This is a genomic window from Streptomyces sp. NPDC005803 (assembly GCF_040630435.1).
Taxonomy (GTDB): domain Bacteria; phylum Actinomycetota; class Actinomycetes; order Streptomycetales; family Streptomycetaceae; genus Streptomyces.
Genome location: NZ_JBEXXO010000018.1, coordinates 67,039 through 84,156 on the forward strand (window position 1 = coordinate 67,039; position 17,118 = coordinate 84,156).

Sequence of the window (17,118 nt, forward strand, 5' to 3'; positions counted from 1 at the left end):
CGGGCCCGGATGGTGAGACGGCCCGCGGTCCCGGGCCGTGTACCGGGACGACGAGGCAAGCATCCGGCCGCCGGTAGAATTGGAGGAACCGACCCCCTCTCTCCACCGCCGGAAGGCCGCCCCCGTGCCAGCAGCACCCCCCGCCGCCCCCGACATCACCACCGACGTGGTCCTCGTTGTCGACTTCGGCGCGCAGTACGCCCAGCTCATCGCCCGACGCGTCCGTGAGGCCCGCGTCTACAGCGAGATCGTGCCGTCCACGATGCCGGTGGCCGAGATGCTGGCCAAGAACCCCCGGGCGATCATCCTGTCCGGCGGACCCTCCTCGGTGTACGCCGAGGGCGCGCCCTCGCTCGACCGCGCGCTCTTCGAGGCGGGGGTCCCCGTCTTCGGCATGTGCTACGGCTTCCAGCTGATGGCCACCACGCTGGGCGGCACCGTCGACGACAACGGAGCCCGGGAGTACGGCCGTACCGCGCTCACCGTCTCCAAGCCCGGCTCCACCCTCTTCGAGGGCACCCCGACCGAGCAGCCGGTGTGGATGTCGCACGGCGACGCCTGCTCCGCCGCCCCCGAGGGCTTCACCGTCACCGCGTCCACGGACGTCGTCCCGGTCGCCGCCTTCGAGAACGACGAGAAGAAGCTCTACGGCGTCCAGTACCACCCGGAGGTCCTGCACTCCACGCACGGCCAGCAGGTCCTGGAGCACTTCCTCTACCGCGGTGCCGGCATCGAGCCGAACTGGACGACGACCAACGTCGTCGAGGAGCAGATCGCCCTCATCCGCGAGCAGGTCGGCAGCAAGCGCGCCATCTGCGGCCTGTCCGGCGGGGTGGACTCGGCCGTCGCCGCCGCCCTCGTGCAGAAGGCCATCGGCTCCCAGCTGACCTGCGTGTACGTCGACCACGGGCTGATGCGCAAGGGCGAGACCGAGCAGGTCGAGAAGGACTTCGTCGCCGCCACCGGTGCGAAGCTGAAGGTCGTCGACGCGGAGAAGCGCTTCCTCGACGCCCTGGCCGGCGTGTCCGACCCGGAGCAGAAGCGGAAGATCATCGGCCGCGAGTTCATCCGCGTCTTCGAGCAGGCCCAGCTGGAGATCCTCCAGGAGGACGGCCCGGAGGTCGCCTTCCTCGTGCAGGGCACCCTCTACCCGGACGTCGTCGAGTCCGGCGGCGGCACCGGCACCGCCAACATCAAGTCGCACCACAACGTGGGCGGCCTCCCCGACGACATCGAGTTCGAGCTCGTCGAGCCGCTGCGCCAGCTGTTCAAGGACGAGGTCCGGATGGTCGGCCAGGAGCTCGGCCTGCCGGAGGAGATCGTCCAGCGCCAGCCCTTCCCCGGCCCCGGCCTCGGCATCCGGATCGTCGGCGAGGTCACCAAGGAGCGGCTCGACCTGCTGCGCGACGCCGACGCCATCGCCCGCGAGGAGCTGACCAAGGCCGGCCTGGACCGGGACATCTGGCAGTGCCCCGTGGTCCTGCTCGCGGACGTGCGCAGCGTCGGCGTCCAGGGCGACGGCCGCACCTACGGCCACCCGATCGTGCTGCGCCCGGTCTCCTCCGAGGACGCCATGACGGCTGACTGGTCGCGCCTGCCGTACGAGACCCTCGCCAAGATCTCCACCCGCATCACCAACGAGGTCGCCGACGTCAACCGCGTCGTCCTCGACGTGACGAGCAAGCCGCCGGGGACCATCGAGTGGGAGTAGCCCTCCCGGTCCTGCCCGGCTTCCGGCCGGTCCCGATGCCGTCGCCCGTCCCGCGGGCGGCGGCATCGCCGCGTTCCCGGCCCCGGCGGCCGCGCGATCGAGGGCGGATGCCTCTGGTCACCTGCGGCGACCGGCGGTAACTTCCGATCGCGTACGCCTGATCCGTACGCCCCGGGAGCACCGAGGAGTCGCCATGCCCGAGCCCACACCCGTACCCGTGGACCAGCTCCACTTCGCCATGCCGCCCGCGCACGCCTCCGTCGAGGAGGAGCGCGCCCACCGCAAGGAGCGCCTGGCCGGGGCGCTGCGCCTGTTCGGGGAGTACGGGTACGAGGACGGGGTCTCCGGGCACATCACGGCACGCGACCCGGAGTTCACCGACTGCTTCTGGGTCAATCCCTTCGGCGCCCCCTTCGACGGGCTGGGGCCGCAGGAGCTGATCCTGGTCAACGGTGAGGGCCAGGTCGTCGAGGGGCGCCGGCACGTCAACCAGGCGGCGTTCGCCGTCCACGCCCAGGTGCACCGGGCCCGCCCGGACGTCGTCGCCGTCGCGCACACCCACTCCGTGCACGGCAGGGCGCTGGCCGCGCTGGGCGAGCTCGTCGAGCCGATCACCCAGGAAGCCTGTGCCTTCTACGAGGACCACGCGCTCTACGACGCGTACACCGGGGTCGTCGTGGACGAGGACGAGGGGCGCCGGATCGCGGCCGCTCTCGGGGCCCGCAAGGCCATCGTGCTGCGCAACCACGGGCTGCTGACCGTGGGCGACTCGGTGGACGCGGCCGCCTGGTGGTTCCTCACCCTGGAGCGGTCCTGCCAGGTCCAGCTGGCCGCGCGGGCGGCCGGCAAACCGGTGCTGATCGAGCACCGGGACGCGGTCGCCACCCGCGAACAGCTCGGCAGCGACCTGGTCGCCTGGATCAACTACCAGCCCCTGTGGCACCGGATCTCTCGAACGTTCTGACGATCCCACCCGTCCGGTGCGCCCCGATGCGGGAACCTCCCGCACGGTACGGCACAATTCGCAGCAATCACAGTCGAGTTGGGTTGGCCGACGGCTGTACCGGTGCGGAAAGGGGCGGAGTTCTCCGTGGCGTTGGACGAGGCGAGACAGAGCACGCACGGCGGTGGCTGCACGTGCGGCGACTGCCCGCACGGAGCACGCCAGGGGCACCGGCGCGCGGTGGCCGCCTTCCTGGCCAAGCGGGACGAACTCGCCGCCGGCCAGGGACTCCCCACCGGGGTCGCCCGGTCCGCCTCCGCGACCCGGCAGTGGGTGTCGGACGAGCTGACCCAGTCCGCGCGCGCCGTCGCCGAACGCGGCCGGGAAGCCGGTGACGCCTGGCTGTACCGGGTGTGGCAGCGCACCCTGGTCATCGTCTGGGGCGCCGTCGCCGTGCTGGCCGTCGCCGAGTCCGCCACCGCCATCGGGGCCGGCTGGACCCACGCCCGTACCGCGGGTCTGGTCGCCGGACTCGTCACCGCGGGGCTGCTCACCACCGCCGCGCACGTCCACCGGGCCCGCGGCGGCCTCCTCGCCCCGCTGATCGGCGAGGACAACCGGCTCTCCACCTCACGCGCCGTCGCCGCGTCCTGGGTGCTGCTCGCCGTCTTCTCCGTCCTCGTCCTCGCCCTCCAGCTGGCGGGCGCCTCCGGCCACGCGCAGCGCGACGCGCTGATCGAGGGCCTGGACCTGGCGCGCGGCGCCGGTGTGGTGACCGTGCTGGCCCTGGTGTGCGCCATCGCGGTGGTGGTGCGGCGGGTGGTGAGCGTACGGGTGCTGGCCGGGCGGCTGCAGAAGCTGCGGGCGGACCGGCCGCGCGCCGCGGACCTGCTCACCGACGACTCCGGGCGGGGCGGGTTCACCGATGTGCAGTACGTGCTGGTGTCCACCGTCGCGGTGGTCTTCGCCGCGGTCCGGCTCGCCCGCCGGCCCGAGCAACTGCCCGACCTGCCGTGGGGGCTCGCCCTGCTGGTGGCCGTCTCGGCGGCGGCCTACTTCGCCGGGAAGTACACCGAGGGCGGCCGGCCCGTGGTGCTGTCGGTCGTCCGGGCCCGCGAGGCCGGTGACCTGGACGCGCCGATCCGTACCGGCGACGACATCGAGATCCGCGGCGCGGGGTTCGTGCCGCCGGGCGCCGGGACCCCGGACCGGCTGGCCCGCATGGTCGTGCGGATCGGCACCGTCCACGTACACGTCCCGATGGTCCCGGTCACCGGCGGCTTCGCCAACCCCACCGACACCGTGCTGACCGTGCCGGTGCCCGTGGAGGTGGAGCCGGGGGTGGTCGAGGTGCAGGTGGTGACCGCCTCCGGAGCGGAGTCGAACCGCGTCGCGATCGACGTGACCGACTGACCGGGGCCGCGCCCCGACCGCCGGCCCGGGGAACCCGGACGCGCACCTGGTGAGCCGTGCGTCCGGGGCGTACGTATGGTCAGGTGACGGATCGAACGGTCCGGCGAGGGTCGAACGGCCCTGTTGGCGGACCCGGCGTCCGGCGGCGGGCCGCGGAAGGCGGGAGAACCATGCGTGGGTACGGCATGAACGGGCGCGGTCCGGGTGAGGCCACGAGCCTGGGGGAGCTGGCGCGGCAGCACGCCCTGCTGCCCCTGCGGATCTTCCTCGGGGTCACCTTCGTCTACGCCGCGCTCGACAAACTGACCGACAGCTCCTTCTTCCACGCCACCGGCCCCGGGTCGATCGGCGAGCAGATGAGCGCCGTCCGCGATTCCTCCGCGATCCCGGCCCTGGTCGACCTCGCGCTGAAGAGCCCGTCCGGCTTCGGGTACGCCATCGCCATCGGAGAGCTCGCCGTCGGCATCGGCACGCTGCTGGGCCTGTGGACCCGGATCGCGGCACTCGGCGGGGCACTGATCTCGCTCAGCCTGTGGCTGACCGTCAGCTGGCAGGTCTCGCCCTACTACTTCGGCAACGACCTGGTCTACCTGATGGCCTGGCTGCCGCTGCTGCTCGGCGGGGCCGCGTCGTTCTCCGTGGACGCCTTCCGGGCGACGCGGCGGCGACGGATCCGGTAGGCCACCCAGGTCACCGTGGCGGCCAGCCACAGGCCGCCCACGAAGACCGGGACGAAGAAGACCCACGGGGCCTCCCACACGTCCGCCGCGTCCGCGGCGTACCCGCCCGCGAGCGTCAGCATCACCAGGCCCGCGACCGCCCGTCCTGGCCTGAACTCATTGCGCGGCACGGATGACCTCCACCTGTCCGAGGCCCACTTCCAGATCGAGCTCGACGGTGCCGGCCGGCTCGCTGCCCGCGGCCGGCGGCAGCGTCCGGTGCTCGTTCTGCGAGGGGCGGATGTCCACATCGCTCTGGCGCCGGTCTCCCGGCAGGGTGATGTCGCCGAGACCGGCCCGGGCGTCCACCTTCACGGTGGCCGCCTTCGGCACGTGCACGACGACCCGGCCCGCACCGACCTCCACCTGGGCCCGCACCGTGTCCCCCTCGGGCACGGCGACCCGGGTGAGGTCCAGCTTCGCCTGACCGGAGCCCAGTTGGTAGCGCGGCTGCACCGCGGCGACCGACGCCGGCCGCCACTCCTCGCGCACCCAGTGCGTGGTGATGTCCTTGGGCAGCGCGGACGCTCCCGCGAGCAGGCCCGCCGTGATCATCGCCAGCAGGAGCGTGCCGAATCCGGTCCGGCCCGCGAAGGCGCTGATCAGCATCCCCGCCCCGAAGACCGCGAGCGCGGCGGCCAGGCCGATCTGCACGCTCGTACCGAGCGGATGGGAGTCCCAGCTCAGACCCGTGCCCAGACCGGCCGCCACCATCGCGCCGACGAAGACGAGACCGGCGATGGACCGCGGCCCCCGCACCTCCCGCGACCGCTGCGGCGGGCGGAACGGGGCGTTCGCCGTCGCCCGGCGCGCCCCCTGCTCCTGCCCGTCGAGCACGGCGTCCGGCGGCCCCCACAGATAGCCCGCACCGGCCGGCCCCGTGGTCCCGTCCTTGACGATCGGGTCGCGCCACCACGACGGGCCCGACGGCTTCGGCGGCGCCTTCACCTCGGGCGGCGCGTCCGACACCGCCCGGTCGGCCGCCGGATGCGCCCGCTCCTGCGGATCGGCCGTCCTGCGGTGCTGCGTCCAGACGGTGAAGCCGATGACCGCGACCGAGAGCATCGCGGAGAACGCCAGCGTGCCGCTGTTGCCCAGCATGGACAGGAAGAGACCGCAGCCGATCAGCGCGCAGAGCACCGCGATGAGCGACGCCCCCTCGACCCGGCCCGACAGCAGCCGGCGCGCCTCGTTCTCCTCCTCGCCCTCGGAGGGGATCAGCAGCCACGCGAAGCCGTAGAAGATCAGCCCGAGGCCGCCGGTCACGGAGAGCACGCCGAGCACGATCCGGAAGATCACCGGATCGACGTTGCAGTACCGGCCGAGCCCGCCGCACACCCCGGCCACCACCTTCTGCCGCGAGCTGCGGCGCAGCTGCGGTACGGGCCCGGGGGGCGGTACGGCGCCGGGCGGCGCATCCTGGGGAACGGTCATGGCTCCATGGTGACGGGCCCCGGTCCCTTCCGGCACCCGCCCCGACCCTGGCCGTTCCCTGATATTGGTCCGGCCGACCCTGAGGGGCCCGCATCCCGCCGCGGCCGGTCTCAGGGTGGAACTGGGGGCCGACCCTGATGCCACCGCCCCCGCGGACGTGTGACGATCGGGTCATGCCAGCCGCCACGCCCCGAGCCGCCAGCTCCCTCGCCCCCGACCCGGAGGAGCCGCCCCAGCGCAAGCTGTACCGCAGCGCCGACGGGCGGCTGCTCGGCGGCGTCGCACGCGGACTGGCCGGACACCTCGGCCTGCCGGTCGCCTGGGTGCGGATCGTCTTCCTCGGCCTGTTCCTCTCGGACGGCCTCGGCGCGCTCCTGTACGCCGTGTTCTGGATCGTCGTCCCGCTCGGGGTCGGCGGCGTGGACAGCCCGCGCTCGGTCTTCGAGACCGCCCCCGACGGCACCCGCAGACTCCGCAAGCCCGACAAGGGCCAGGTCTTCGCCCTCGTCGCGCTGTTCATCGGCGCCCTGATCTTCGTCGGCAACGTCGACATGGGCGGCAAGGCCGACCGCTACATCTGGCCGATCCTGCTGATCGGCGCCGGCTCCGTCCTGGTGTGGCGGCAGGCCGACAACGCCCGCCGCGCCCGCTGGATGGACGTCGGCAGCCGCCGCCAGGTCCTGCACCTGGCCCGGGGACTGGCCGGGGTCGCCCTGGTGGGCCTCGGCCTCGCCGGATTCATGGTCGTACGCGGCTCGGCCGCCCAGCTGGGCAACGTCATCACCGCGGCCATCGCCGTGCTCACCGGCATCGCCCTGCTGGCCGGTCCCTGGCTCGTCCGCATGAGCCAGGACCTGTCCGAGGAACGCCTGATGCGCATCAGGGCCCAGGAACGCGCCGAGGTCGCCGCCCACGTCCACGACTCGGTGCTCCACACCCTCACCCTGATCCAGCGCAACGCCGAGGAGCCGGGCGAGGTCCGCAGGCTGGCCCGCGCCCAGGAACGCGAGCTGCGCAACTGGCTGTACAACCCCGAGGGCACCGGCAAGGACGAGGACGACGAGCCGGAGACCCTGGCCGAGGCCGTCAAACGCGCCGCGGCCGAGGTGGAGGACAAGCACGGCGTCCCGCTGGAGGTCGTCGTCGTCGGCGACTGCCCGCTCGACGAGAAGCTGACCGCACAGATGCAGGCAGCGCGCGAGGCGATGGTCAACGCCGCCAAGTACGGTGGCGAGGGCGGCGCCGTCCAGGTCTTCGCGGAGGTCGAGGGCCGCACGGTCTTCGTCTCGGTGCGCGACCGGGGCCCGGGCTTCGACCTGGACGCGGTACCGGGGGACAGAATGGGCGTACGAGAATCAATCATCGGCCGGATGCAGCGCAACGGCGGTAACGCACGGCTGCGTTCGGTGCCCGGCGGGGGCACGGAAGTCGAGCTGGAGATGGAGAGGACGAGCGATGAACGGGACCACTGAGGCGACCGGGGGCCACGAGGGCCCGGAGCGCCGGGTACGAGTCGTGCTCGTCGACGACCACCGGATGTTCCGCACCGGGGTGCAGGCCGAGATCGGCCGCACCGAGGAGACCGGCGTCGAGGTCGTGGGCGAGGCCGCCGACGTCGACCAGGCGGTCACCGTCATCACGGCGACCCGCCCCGAGGTCGTCCTCCTCGACGTCCACCTCCCCGGCGGCGGCGGCGTCGAGGTGCTGCGCCGCTGCGCCCCGTTCATGGGCGCGGCGGAGAACCCGGTGCGCTTCCTGGCGCTGTCCGTCTCGGACGCCGCGGAGGACGTCATCGGCGTCATCCGCGGCGGCGCCCGCGGTTACGTCACCAAGACCATCACCGGCGCCGACCTCGTCGACTCGGTCTTCCGGGTCCAGGACGGTGACGCGGTCTTCTCGCCCCGGCTGGCCGGCTTCGTCCTCGACGCCTTCGCCTCCACGGACGCGCCCCCGGTCGACGAGGACCTCGACCGGCTGACGCAGCGCGAGCGCGAGGTGCTGCGGCTGATCGCCCGGGGATACGCGTACAAGGAGATCGCCAAGCAGCTGTTCATCTCGGTGAAGACGGTCGAGTCGCACGTCTCGGCGGTGCTGCGCAAGCTCCAGCTCTCCAACCGGCACGAGCTCACGCGGTGGGCGACGGCGCGACGGCTGGTCTGAGCCGGCCGCCCGCGCGAAGGCGCCCTGGCGTCAGGGGCCTTCGCGCGGTTCGGCACGTGCGCGTGAGGGGCCTTCGTGCGGGCGGGCGCCTTCGCGTCAGAGGCCTTGGCGTCAGAGGCCCTCGCGTTCCGGGTCGAGCGAGATGTTCAGCTTCTCGCCGATCCGGCGGTAGCCGATGCTCGCGTAGATCCGCTCCACCTCGGCGTCGCCCGGCTCCAGCCAGACCACCCGGCAGCCCCGGGCGAACGCGGTCTCCGTCAGATGGGCGGAGAGGGCCGCCCCGATGCCCCGGCGGCGGAAGTCCGCCGCGACGGCGAGCCCGGCCAGCTCACTGAGCCCGTCGACCGGCACCGAGCAGCCGCCCGCGCCCGCCGGGGCGCCCTCGAACGTGGCGAGGGCGGCGACCCCGCCACCGGCTGCGGCGGTGCGCAGCCATTTCACCTCGCCGCCCTCGGGTTCGCCCGTCCCGCCGTAACCCAGGTGCTGGACGAGGGCGGCGGACTCGAACTCCGCGTCCGTGACGGGCTCCGCCATCACCAGGCCTTCCACCGGCTTCGGCGGCAGCAGCTCCCCGGGGGCGCAGGCCAGGAGAGGGGCGCGGTTCTCCACCGTGAACCCCGCGGCCAGCAGCGCCGGTTCGACGGCGGGGGCCCAGGCGGGAAGGAACTCCAGACGCGGCATCCGGTCCCGTTCGCGGAAGGCCGCTGTCAGGGCGTCGAGTTCGGCCGCCGTCGGCTCGGCACCCTGGTCGGGGATCGCGTAATTGGCGTACTTGATGGACCAGTCGGGGTTGTAACGCATCACGAAGGGGCCCACCCGGACGTGGTCCGGGGAGCGGAGCGTGAGCGTACGGGCATGGGTCTGGACGTCGACGTCCATGGGCATGTGCGGGTGTCCTCAGGGCCGTTCCGGATCGAAAGCCCGGAGCCTATGCCACCCGGGTCGCTCCCGCGAAGGGCATCTGGTCGATCGGCGCCACGCGGACGGGGGCTCCCGGGCGCGGGGCGTGGATCATCTGGCCGTTGCCGATGTAGAGGCCCACGTGGCTGATGCCCGAGTAGAAGAACACCAGGTCCCCCGGCTCGAGTTCGGAGCGTGATACGCGCCGGCCGGCGGCGATCTGCGTGTACGTGGTCCGGGGGAGCGAGACACCCGCGGAGCGGTAGGCGGCCTGGGTGAGGCCGGAGCAGTCGAACGAGGAGGGTCCGGTGGCGCCCCAGACGTACGGCTTGCCCAGGGCCGTGTACGCGAAGGCGACCGCCTCGGCGGCGCGGGCGTTGGGTGCCTGGACGGAGCCGCGCGGGGCGCTGCGGTCGGCGTGGGCGCCGCCACGGCCGCCCTCCGAGGCGTCGTAGGAGGCGCGCTCGGCGGGCGTGAGGCGGGCCAGCAGCCGCCGTGCCTCGGCGAGTCTGGCGCGGACCGTGGCCTTGTGCTCCTTCAGGGCGGCCTGGCGCGTGGCGAGTTCGCTCAGCCGGCCGGCGGCCTCGGCGCGCACCTGGGCCACGTCCGCGACCTGGCGCTGCACGGCGCGGACCTCGGTGGCGCGGCGCTCACCGGCCCGCTCCACGTACGAGGCGCGCTGGAGGTACTGGTCGGGGTCCGAGGAGAGCACCAGCTGCACGGCGGGGTCGAGGCCGCCGGACCGGTACTGGGCCGCGGCGTAGGAACCCAGCCTGTCGCGGGCGGCGTTGAGCCGCTCGGTCCTGCGGGCGGCCTCGTCGCGCAGGGCGTCCACGGACTTCTCGGCGGCGGTGGCCTTCACCTTGGCGCCGTTGTACCGCTCGGTGGCGACCTCCGCCTCCCGGTACAGCCGGTCCACCTCGGCCCTCACCTGGGCGGCGGTCGGTGCCGGATCGGCGTGCGCGGCCCCCGGCAACGCGGCAGCGGTCGCGGCCCCGGCGAAGGCGAGCGTCGCTGCGGTGCGGGCAGCAGAGCCGGTGTACGGGCGCTGCTTGGGTTTCCGGTGCGCTGCCACGAGGGCGGGCGTCCTTCCTGTCGACGGCCCGCCGGGGTCTACCGACGGGCCCGCCCGGCCCGGCGGCGGGCCGCCAACAGGGGGAGCGGCCCGCCGCCGGAGCCCCGGCGGGGTGACCGGGAACGCCGTCCGGGTGCGGATCGGCGGTGTGCCGGCCACCTGGATGGGACGCTAAGCCCGGGCCAGGAGAAAGAGTTGTCATGGCGCTTATTGTGTGAATTTGGCGTTGCGTTGTCGCCGGACGATCGGAAAAATGGCACCAGACCAGGCAATTGGTGCATCCCGTGGTCAGGTGCCACTAAGCCTCACCTGGCCGCCGAGTGCCGACAAGGCCGCGGCTAGGCTGCGGAGCCATGCGTGTACTCATCGATGTCTTCGTCGCCCTGCACATCATCGGCATCGCCTCTCTGCTGGGCGGATTCCTCACCCAGATGAAGGCGATGGGGGCCGGCACGGCGCGATTCGTCCCGGCGATGCTGCACGGAGCGCTGACCATGCTGGTCACCGGAGTGGCGCTGGTCGGCCTCGACCAGGCCGACGACCACCCCGTGAACAACGTGAAGATCGGCATCAAGCTGCTGATCCTCGTCGTGATCCTCGCGCTCGTCTACGTCAAGCGCGACGACGAGAAGGTCGACAAGGGCCTCTTCGCGACGGTCGGCGGACTGACGGTCGTCAACATCTTCATCGCCACGCTCTGGACCTGAGCGGGGGCGAACGCCGCTGCCCGGACCCGCGAGGGTCCGGGCAGCGGCGTCCACGCGACGTGGGCCGACCGGCTTCAGCCCGGCCGCACGCTCCCGTAGATCGGCATGTAGTAGATCGACTCCTCGCGCACGTTCGCTCCCGGCTTCGGCGCGTGGATCATCATGCCGTCGCCCTTGTAGATGCCGACGTGGCTGATGTCGTCGTAGAAGAAGACCAGGTCACCGGGTTGCAGATCCTCCGTGGCGATCCGGGTGCCGACGTTCACCTGGTCCCAGGTGGTCCGCGGTATGTCGACGCCGGCCGCCTTCCACGCCGCCTGGGTGAGCCCCGAGCAGTCGTACGAGGCCGGGCCGGTCGCCCCCCAGACGTACGGCTTGCCGAGCTGCGCCCGGGCGAACGCCATGACCGTCGCGGCCTTGGTCGAGGCGCCGGCGTCCGCACCGGAACCGGAGCCCGTACCGGTTCCCGTGCCGCTGCCGGTCTCCTTCGCGCCCTCCTCCGCCTTGCGGTCGGCCTCGGCCTTCTTCGCGGCGGCCTGCTTCTTCGCCAGCTCCGCCGCCTTGCGCTCGGCCTCCGCCTCCTTCTTGCGCTCCAGCTCGGCCAGGCGCGCCTTCTCCTCGGCGGTCAGTTTCGACAGCAGGCCGCGGGCCTGGGACAGCTTCGTCTGGACGCTCTGCTTGCTGGTGCGCAGGGTCGCCTGCGACTCGGTGAGGGTCTCCAGGCTCGCCACGGCCTCGGCCCGCTGCTCGGAAGCCTTCGCCTGCTGCGTACGGAAGTCCGACACGGCCCGCGTCTGGCGCTCGGTCATCCGGTCCATGAGGTGGGTCTGGTCGAAGAACGACTGCGGGTCGTCGGCCAGGAAGAAGGTGGCGGTCGGGGCCAGGGCGCCGCCGCGGTACTGGGCGGCGGCGTACGTGCCGAGCGTCCTGCGCGCCTCGTTCAGCTTCTCGGTGCGCCGGGCCACATCGTCCAGCAGCGTGTCCACCTTGGAGCGCTGCTCGGCCGTCGCCTCCTTCGCCTGGTTGTACTGCTGGGTCGCGGTGCCTGCCTGCCGGTAGAGGTCGTCGACCTTCTTCTGCACGTCCTCGATGCTGGGCTTGGGCGCCGGGGCGGCCAGTGCGCTCTGCGTGGACAGCAGGGTCACCGACGCCAGCGCGGCCGTCGTGAGCCCGACGGCGGGGCCGGTGCTGCGCACCAGGGTGCGCGGTTTGCGATGCGACGCCAAGGCCGGCATCTCCTTCCGTGGACCGCCTACCGGGTTAGCTGTCGGGTTCGGGCGGAACGGAAGGCTGCCCTACGGTCCTGGTGGGGGACGTGGACCGATTCACCCCGGTGATGCGTGTGGGTCCCCGGTTCCGGACTTCCCTGCGGGCAGCCCGGATTCGGCGTGGACGCCCGGTCGGCGTGGATCGCCTCTGGGGGTACGGGCCGCCCGGACGAGCACGCTAGCCAACTCATGGTGCCGCTGTGAAGGTTGATGTTCGATATGCCCGATACATTTTCGTGACCTGTACGGATCGGAGCGAAGGCGGGCGGGCGGGGACCGGCGGACGTCCACGCACCGTAGACCCCGGATCGCTCTCGGTGCCCGGCCGCCGGTGCGGGGTTCGTCACTCGGCCCCGGAGTGTCAGTGCGGAGCCCTAGACTCGGACAGCGATGAGCAGCCTCTTTGACGACAGTTTCCTGGCCGGCCTCCAGCACACGGAGGAAGGGCCCCCGCCGCCCCCCGAGGACTCCGCACCCGAAGCGGTGCCGGAGGGCCTCTTCGCGGGCGTTTTCGACGGGCCCCCGCCGCCCCGCGACGCGTACTACCGCGACGGGGCCCACCGCCCGGTCATCGACGCGGCCGCGCTGCTCGACGGGCTGAACACCGAACAGCGCGCGGCCGTCGTGCACGCCGGGTCCCCGCTGCTCATCGTCGCCGGCGCCGGGTCGGGCAAGACCCGTGTCCTGACCCACCGCATCGCGCACCTGCTGGCCGAGCGCGGGACGCACCCGGGCCAGATCCTGGCGATCACCTTCACCAACAAGGCCGCCGGCGAGATGAAGGAGCGCGTCGAGCAGCTCGTCGGACCGCGGGCCAACGCCATGTGGGTCATGACCTTCCACAGCGCGTGCGTACGCATCCTGCGCCGCGAGTCGAAGAAGCTCGGCTTCACCTCCTCGTTCTCGATCTACGACGCCGCCGACTCCAAGCGCCTCATGGCCCTGGTCTGCCGCGACCTGGACCTCGACCCGAAGCGCTACCCGCCGAAGTCGTTCACGGCGAAGGTCTCGAACCTGAAGAACGAACTGATCGACGAGGAGACCTTCGCCGGCCAGGCGGCGGACGGTTTCGAGAAGACCCTCGCCCAGGCCTACGCGCTGTACCAGTCCCGGCTGCGCGAGGCCAACGCGCTGGACTTCGACGACATCATCATGACGACGGTCCACCTGCTCCAGGCGTTCCCCGACGTCGCCGAGCACTACCGCCGCCGCTTCCGGCACGTCCTGGTCGACGAGTACCAGGACACCAACCACGCCCAGTACACGCTCGTACGGGAACTGGTCGGCCCGTCCGGCCCGGAGAACGCCCCCGCCGAGCTCTGCGTGGTGGGTGACGCGGACCAGTCGATCTACGCCTTCCGCGGCGCGACGATCCGCAACATCCTCCAGTTCGAGGAGGACTACCCCGACGCGACCACGATCCTGCTGGAGCAGAACTACCGCTCCACGCAGACGATCCTGTCCGCGGCCAACGCGGTCATCGAGCGCAACGAGAGTCGCCGCCCGAAGAACCTCTGGACCAACGCCGGCACCGGTGCCCGCATCACCGGATACGTCGCGGACACCGAGCACGACGAGGCGCAGTTCGTCGCCGACGAGATCGACCGGCTGACCGACGCGGGCGACGCCAAGGCCGGCGACGTGGCGATCTTCTACCGGACGAACGCGCAGTCCCGTGTCTTCGAGGAGATCTTCATCCGCGTCGGCCTGCCCTACAAGGTCGTCGGCGGGGTGCGCTTCTACGAGCGCAAGGAGGTCCGCGACGTCCTGGCCTACCTCCGCGTCCTCGCCAACCCCGAGGACACCGTCCCGCTGCGGCGCATCCTGAACGTGCCCAAGCGCGGCATCGGCGACCGCGCCGAGGCGATGATCGACGCCCTGTCCCTGCGCGAGAAGATCACCTTCCCGCAGGCGCTGCGCCGCGTCGACGAGGCGTACGGCATGGCGGCCCGCTCCGCGAACGCCGTCAAGCGGTTCAACACGCTGATGGAGGAGCTCCGCACCATCGTCGAGTCCGGTGCGGGGCCGGCCGTGGTGCTGGAAGCGGTGCTGGAGCGTACGGGCTACCTCGCCGAACTCCAGGCGTCCACCGACCCTCAGGACGAGACCCGGATCGAGAACCTTCAGGAACTCGCCGCCGTCGCCCTCGAATTCGAGCAGGAGCGGGGCGAGGACGAGGGCGCGGGCACCCTCGCGGAGTTCCTGGAGAAGGTCGCGCTCGTCGCCGACTCCGACCAGATCCCCGACGAGGACACCGACGGCTCCGGCGTCATCACGCTGATGACCCTGCACACCGCCAAGGGCCTCGAATTCCCGGTCGTCTTCCTGACCGGCATGGAGGACGGCGTCTTCCCGCACATGCGGGCGCTGGGCCAGGTCAAGGAGCTGGAGGAGGAGCGCCGGCTGGCCTACGTCGGCATCACGCGCGCCCGCGAGCGGCTCTACCTCACCCGGGCGGCGATGCGCAGCGCCTGGGGCCAGCCCTCGTACAACCCGCCGTCGCGGTTCCTGGAGGAGATCCCGGACCAGCACCTGGAGTGGAAGCGCAAGGGGCCGATGGCGGCCCCGGCCGGACCGACGTCGGGGATCACGTCGTCGCTCTCCGCGTCCCGCGCACGCTCGGGCCCCTCGGGCTTCGCGACCCGGCGGACCTCGGACAAGCCGACGATCACGCTGGTGGCCGGCGACCGGGTCACCCACGACCAGTTCGGTCTGGGCACGGTGACGGCGGTCGAGGGCATCGGGGACCAGGCGAAGGCCACGGTCGACTTCGGGGACGAACGGCCGAAGAAGCTGCTGCTGCGGTACGCCCCGGTCGAGAAGCTGTAGCGCCCGGCGGGACGGCCGGCCGGGGTTTCCCCGGCCGTTCCGCGCGCCGGTCAGTTCGGGTTGACGTTGTGGCTACGGAGCCAGGGCAGCGGGTCGATGGCCGCGCCGCCGCCGGGGCGCACCTCGAAGTGCAGGTGCGGGCCGGTCGAGTTGCCGGAGTCGCCGGAGTGCGCGATGACGTCACCGGCCTTGACCGGGCCCGAGCGGATCCGGGTGCTGCTGAGGTGGCAGTACCAGGTCTCGGTGCCGTCGGCCGCGGTGACGATGGCCATGTTCCCGTAGGCGGTGTTGAACTGCGTACGGATGGTGCCGTCGGTGGCCGCCATCACCGGCGTGCCGTAGTCGACGGGGAAGTCGATGCCCGTGTGCACGGACATCCAGTTGACGCCCGCCTGGCCGAAGTACGCACTGAGCCGGTGATCCTTGACCGGCATGACGAACTTGGGGCGCAGCGCCTCCTTGCGGGCGGCCTCCGCCGCGCGCCTCGCCTTCTCGGCGGCCTGCCGCTCCTTCAGGTCGATACGCTCCTGCGTGCGGCTGGCGCGGTCGGCGAAGTTCTCCGCGTCGGCACTGAGATTGGCCAGCTGGGTGTCCAGCTTGTTGTTCGCCGCGACCGGCTTGACGGTGCCGGGATCGGCGGCCGCCATCGTCGTGGTCTCGTCCTTCTTCTCCTCGCCGCCGCCCATGCCGCCCACGGACGCTGCGGCGATGCCCGCCACGCTCATCACACAGGCGGACGGAACGGCGACGGTGAGCAGTGCGGAACGCTTCGCGGGGGAGCGCCTGCGGCTGCGGCTCCCGCCACCGCCGCGGGTGACCGGGCGGGCCGCGGGGCGGTGGCTGCCGGCCGGGGCGGGGTCCGGGCCCGGCTCCGGGGAGGTCGTGGTCGCCGAGTCGTGGTCGCGGGTGTGGCCGACCGGCTCCTGCCCGGTGTCGTCAGGCCCGTTGCCGTCCGCCTCGGCGCTGTCGGGGGCCTCGGCGTCGAAGCCCGTCTCCGGGAGGCTGAACTCGGCGGTCAGGTAGGGCTCGTACGGGTCGTAGGAGGCCTGATGCCCGTACGCCTCGTGAGGAGCGGGGGGCTCGTGCGCCGTCTCGTGCGCCGTCTCATGAGCCGCGTGAGGCTCGTAGGTCTCGTACGCCCCGTATGCCTCGTGCGGTTCGTGGCTTCCGTGCGGATACTGCGCCGTCTGTTCGGCTTCGTAGGGCGCCGTCGCCAGGTGGGCGCTCTGCGCGGTTTGCTGGTCGTACTCGGGCGTGGCGCCGGTGTTCCAGGCGGTGGCGTCGTACGTGCCGGTGTCGTGACCCGTCGCGGCGGCGCCGTTCCACCCGCCGTTCTGGTGCCAGGCGGTCGTGTCCCACTGGCCGGAGGAGTCCGGGGCGCCGTGCTGGGCCGGGACCGTGTGGCCGTAGCCGCCGTCGGCGGGCACCCACGTCGCGCCGGTGTCGTACTGCGGGTCGGCGTCGTACGGGTGCTGGGGTGGCGCGGCATAGGCCGTGTGGCCGTAGCCGGCCGCGTGGTGCGTGCCCGTGTCCCACTGGGATGCGTCGTACGCGCCGCTGTAGGCGGCCTGGTCACTGCCGTAGGCGGTGCCGTAACCCGTCGTGGTGTCGTACGAGCCGTCGTAGCTGCCGGGGAGGGAGCCGAAGAGCGGGTCGCCGTCGAAGGTGCCCGTGGAGTGGCCGTCGTACCCGGCGTGCCCGGCGTGGGGGTGCTGGTCGTTCACCAACTTCTCTCTCGCCTCGGCAGCAGGACCAGTGTGTCCGGGGTCCCGTGGGACTCCGGGGGAAGCAGTGGCCGCGACTGTACCCGGCGGTACGTGACGCCGACAATCTTCGACGGCCTCCGAGCGCTCAGGAAACGGGCAATCGGCTGCCTTTCGACGGGCCACTCACACAGCCTTGGCTCTATGTTCGAAACGCGTTCTATTTGTGAGTGATGTGCGGCGTTGACAGGCCGGG

The 17,118-nt window shown here is 72.3% G+C and carries 13 protein-coding genes and 1 riboswitch; of the genes, 8 read left to right on the forward strand and 5 right to left on the reverse strand.

Going from position 1 to position 17,118, the window contains the following annotated elements; all coding sequences use genetic code 11:
* The first annotated feature begins 124 nt into the window (after positions 1-124).
* The 4 genes from guaA (at position 125) to ABZ454_RS24685 (ending at position 4,747) form a co-directional block, all read left to right on the forward strand.
* The gene (guaA, locus tag ABZ454_RS24670) at positions 125-1,711 is read left to right on the forward strand and encodes a glutamine-hydrolyzing GMP synthase (RefSeq protein ID WP_356315609.1); all 1,587 of its coding nucleotides are present in this window, start codon (positions 125-127) and stop codon (positions 1,709-1,711) included.
* Positions 1,712-1,904: 193 nt separating this feature from the next.
* Positions 1,905-2,675, forward strand: coding sequence for a class II aldolase/adducin family protein (locus tag ABZ454_RS24675; protein WP_356315606.1), 771 nt, complete (start codon positions 1,905-1,907; stop codon positions 2,673-2,675).
* Between the two features lie 126 nt (positions 2,676-2,801).
* Positions 2,802-4,067, forward strand: a complete 1,266-nt coding sequence (locus ABZ454_RS24680; protein WP_356315603.1) for a hypothetical protein — start codon at positions 2,802-2,804, stop codon at positions 4,065-4,067.
* A 170-nt stretch (positions 4,068-4,237) separates the two neighbouring features.
* Positions 4,238-4,747 carry a DoxX family protein gene (locus tag ABZ454_RS24685; RefSeq protein WP_359540951.1) on the forward strand — a complete coding sequence of 170 codons (510 nt, stop codon included), beginning with the start codon at positions 4,238-4,240 and terminating at the stop codon, positions 4,745-4,747.
* Positions 4,748-4,903: 156 nt separating this feature from the next.
* Here the strand turns inward: ABZ454_RS24685 and ABZ454_RS24690 are convergent, their stop codons facing one another.
* Positions 4,904-6,220, reverse strand: coding sequence for a PspC domain-containing protein (locus ABZ454_RS24690; RefSeq protein ID WP_359540954.1), 1,317 nt, complete (start codon positions 6,218-6,220; stop codon positions 4,904-4,906).
* A gap of 173 nt (positions 6,221-6,393) precedes the next feature.
* Between ABZ454_RS24690 and ABZ454_RS24695 the strand changes: the two genes are divergently transcribed.
* Both ABZ454_RS24695 and ABZ454_RS24700 read left to right on the forward strand, forming a co-directional pair.
* Positions 6,394-7,692 carry a PspC domain-containing protein gene (locus tag ABZ454_RS24695; RefSeq protein ID WP_356315591.1) on the forward strand — a complete coding sequence of 433 codons (1,299 nt, stop codon included), beginning with the start codon at positions 6,394-6,396 and terminating at the stop codon, positions 7,690-7,692.
* On the forward strand, positions 7,676-8,380 hold the full coding sequence (locus ABZ454_RS24700; RefSeq protein WP_266781807.1) for a response regulator transcription factor: 705 nt from the start codon (positions 7,676-7,678) through the stop codon (positions 8,378-8,380). The genes ABZ454_RS24695 and ABZ454_RS24700 overlap by 17 nt, the downstream gene beginning before the upstream one ends.
* 111 nt (positions 8,381-8,491) lie before the next feature.
* Here the strand turns inward: ABZ454_RS24700 and ABZ454_RS24705 are convergent, their stop codons facing one another.
* Both ABZ454_RS24705 and ABZ454_RS24710 read right to left on the reverse strand, forming a co-directional pair.
* On the reverse strand, positions 8,492-9,265 hold the full coding sequence (locus ABZ454_RS24705) for a GNAT family N-acetyltransferase (protein WP_359540955.1): 774 nt from the start codon (positions 9,263-9,265) through the stop codon (positions 8,492-8,494).
* A 43-nt stretch (positions 9,266-9,308) separates the two neighbouring features.
* Entirely contained in the window at positions 9,309-10,355 is a 1,047-nt protein-coding gene (locus tag ABZ454_RS24710; protein WP_359540958.1) for an NlpC/P60 family protein, read from the reverse strand.
* A 353-nt stretch (positions 10,356-10,708) separates the two neighbouring features.
* On the opposite strand from ABZ454_RS24710, the gene ABZ454_RS24715 reads away from it, so the two are divergent.
* Positions 10,709-11,062: a hypothetical protein gene (locus ABZ454_RS24715; protein ID WP_356315581.1), complete on the forward strand. Its 354-nt coding sequence runs from the start codon at positions 10,709-10,711 to the stop codon at positions 11,060-11,062.
* A gap of 74 nt (positions 11,063-11,136) precedes the next feature.
* Here the strand turns inward: ABZ454_RS24715 and ABZ454_RS24720 are convergent, their stop codons facing one another.
* Positions 11,137-12,297: an NlpC/P60 family protein gene (locus tag ABZ454_RS24720; RefSeq protein WP_359540959.1), complete on the reverse strand. Its 1,161-nt coding sequence runs from the start codon at positions 12,295-12,297 to the stop codon at positions 11,137-11,139.
* A riboswitch (cyclic di-AMP (ydaO/yuaA leader) is annotated at positions 12,296-12,461 on the reverse strand. (Overlaps the previous gene by 2 nt.)
* A 259-nt stretch (positions 12,462-12,720) precedes the next feature.
* Here ABZ454_RS24720 and pcrA point away from each other — a divergent pair.
* On the forward strand, positions 12,721-15,159 hold the full coding sequence (pcrA, locus tag ABZ454_RS24725) for a DNA helicase PcrA (RefSeq protein WP_359540962.1): 2,439 nt from the start codon (positions 12,721-12,723) through the stop codon (positions 15,157-15,159).
* A 50-nt stretch (positions 15,160-15,209) separates the two neighbouring features.
* Here the strand turns inward: pcrA and ABZ454_RS24730 are convergent, their stop codons facing one another.
* Positions 15,210-16,883: a peptidoglycan DD-metalloendopeptidase family protein gene (locus ABZ454_RS24730; RefSeq protein ID WP_359540964.1), complete on the reverse strand. Its 1,674-nt coding sequence runs from the start codon at positions 16,881-16,883 to the stop codon at positions 15,210-15,212.
* Between the last annotated feature and the right edge of the window lie 235 nt (positions 16,884-17,118).

Bases quoted from the DNA above. Each gene is read 5' to 3' on its own strand.
- ABZ454_RS24675 (WP_356315606.1), top strand. From the start codon at position 1,905: ATGCCCGAGCCCACACCCGTACCCGTGGACCAGCTCCACTTCGCCATG.
- ABZ454_RS24685 (WP_359540951.1), top strand. From the start codon at position 4,238: ATGCGTGGGTACGGCATGAACGGGCGCGGTCCGGGTGAGGCCACGAGC.
- ABZ454_RS24690 (WP_359540954.1), bottom strand. From the start codon at position 6,220: ATGACCGTTCCCCAGGATGCGCCGCCCGGCGCCGTACCGCCCCCCGGG.
- ABZ454_RS24695 (WP_356315591.1), top strand. From the start codon at position 6,394: ATGCCAGCCGCCACGCCCCGAGCCGCCAGCTCCCTCGCCCCCGACCCG.
- ABZ454_RS24700 (WP_266781807.1), top strand. From the start codon at position 7,676: ATGAACGGGACCACTGAGGCGACCGGGGGCCACGAGGGCCCGGAGCGC.
- ABZ454_RS24705 (WP_359540955.1), bottom strand. From the start codon at position 9,265: ATGCCCATGGACGTCGACGTCCAGACCCATGCCCGTACGCTCACGCTC.
- ABZ454_RS24715 (WP_356315581.1), top strand. From the start codon at position 10,709: ATGCGTGTACTCATCGATGTCTTCGTCGCCCTGCACATCATCGGCATC.
- ABZ454_RS24720 (WP_359540959.1), bottom strand. From the start codon at position 12,297: ATGCCGGCCTTGGCGTCGCATCGCAAACCGCGCACCCTGGTGCGCAGC.
- pcrA (WP_359540962.1), top strand. From the start codon at position 12,721: ATGAGCAGCCTCTTTGACGACAGTTTCCTGGCCGGCCTCCAGCACACG.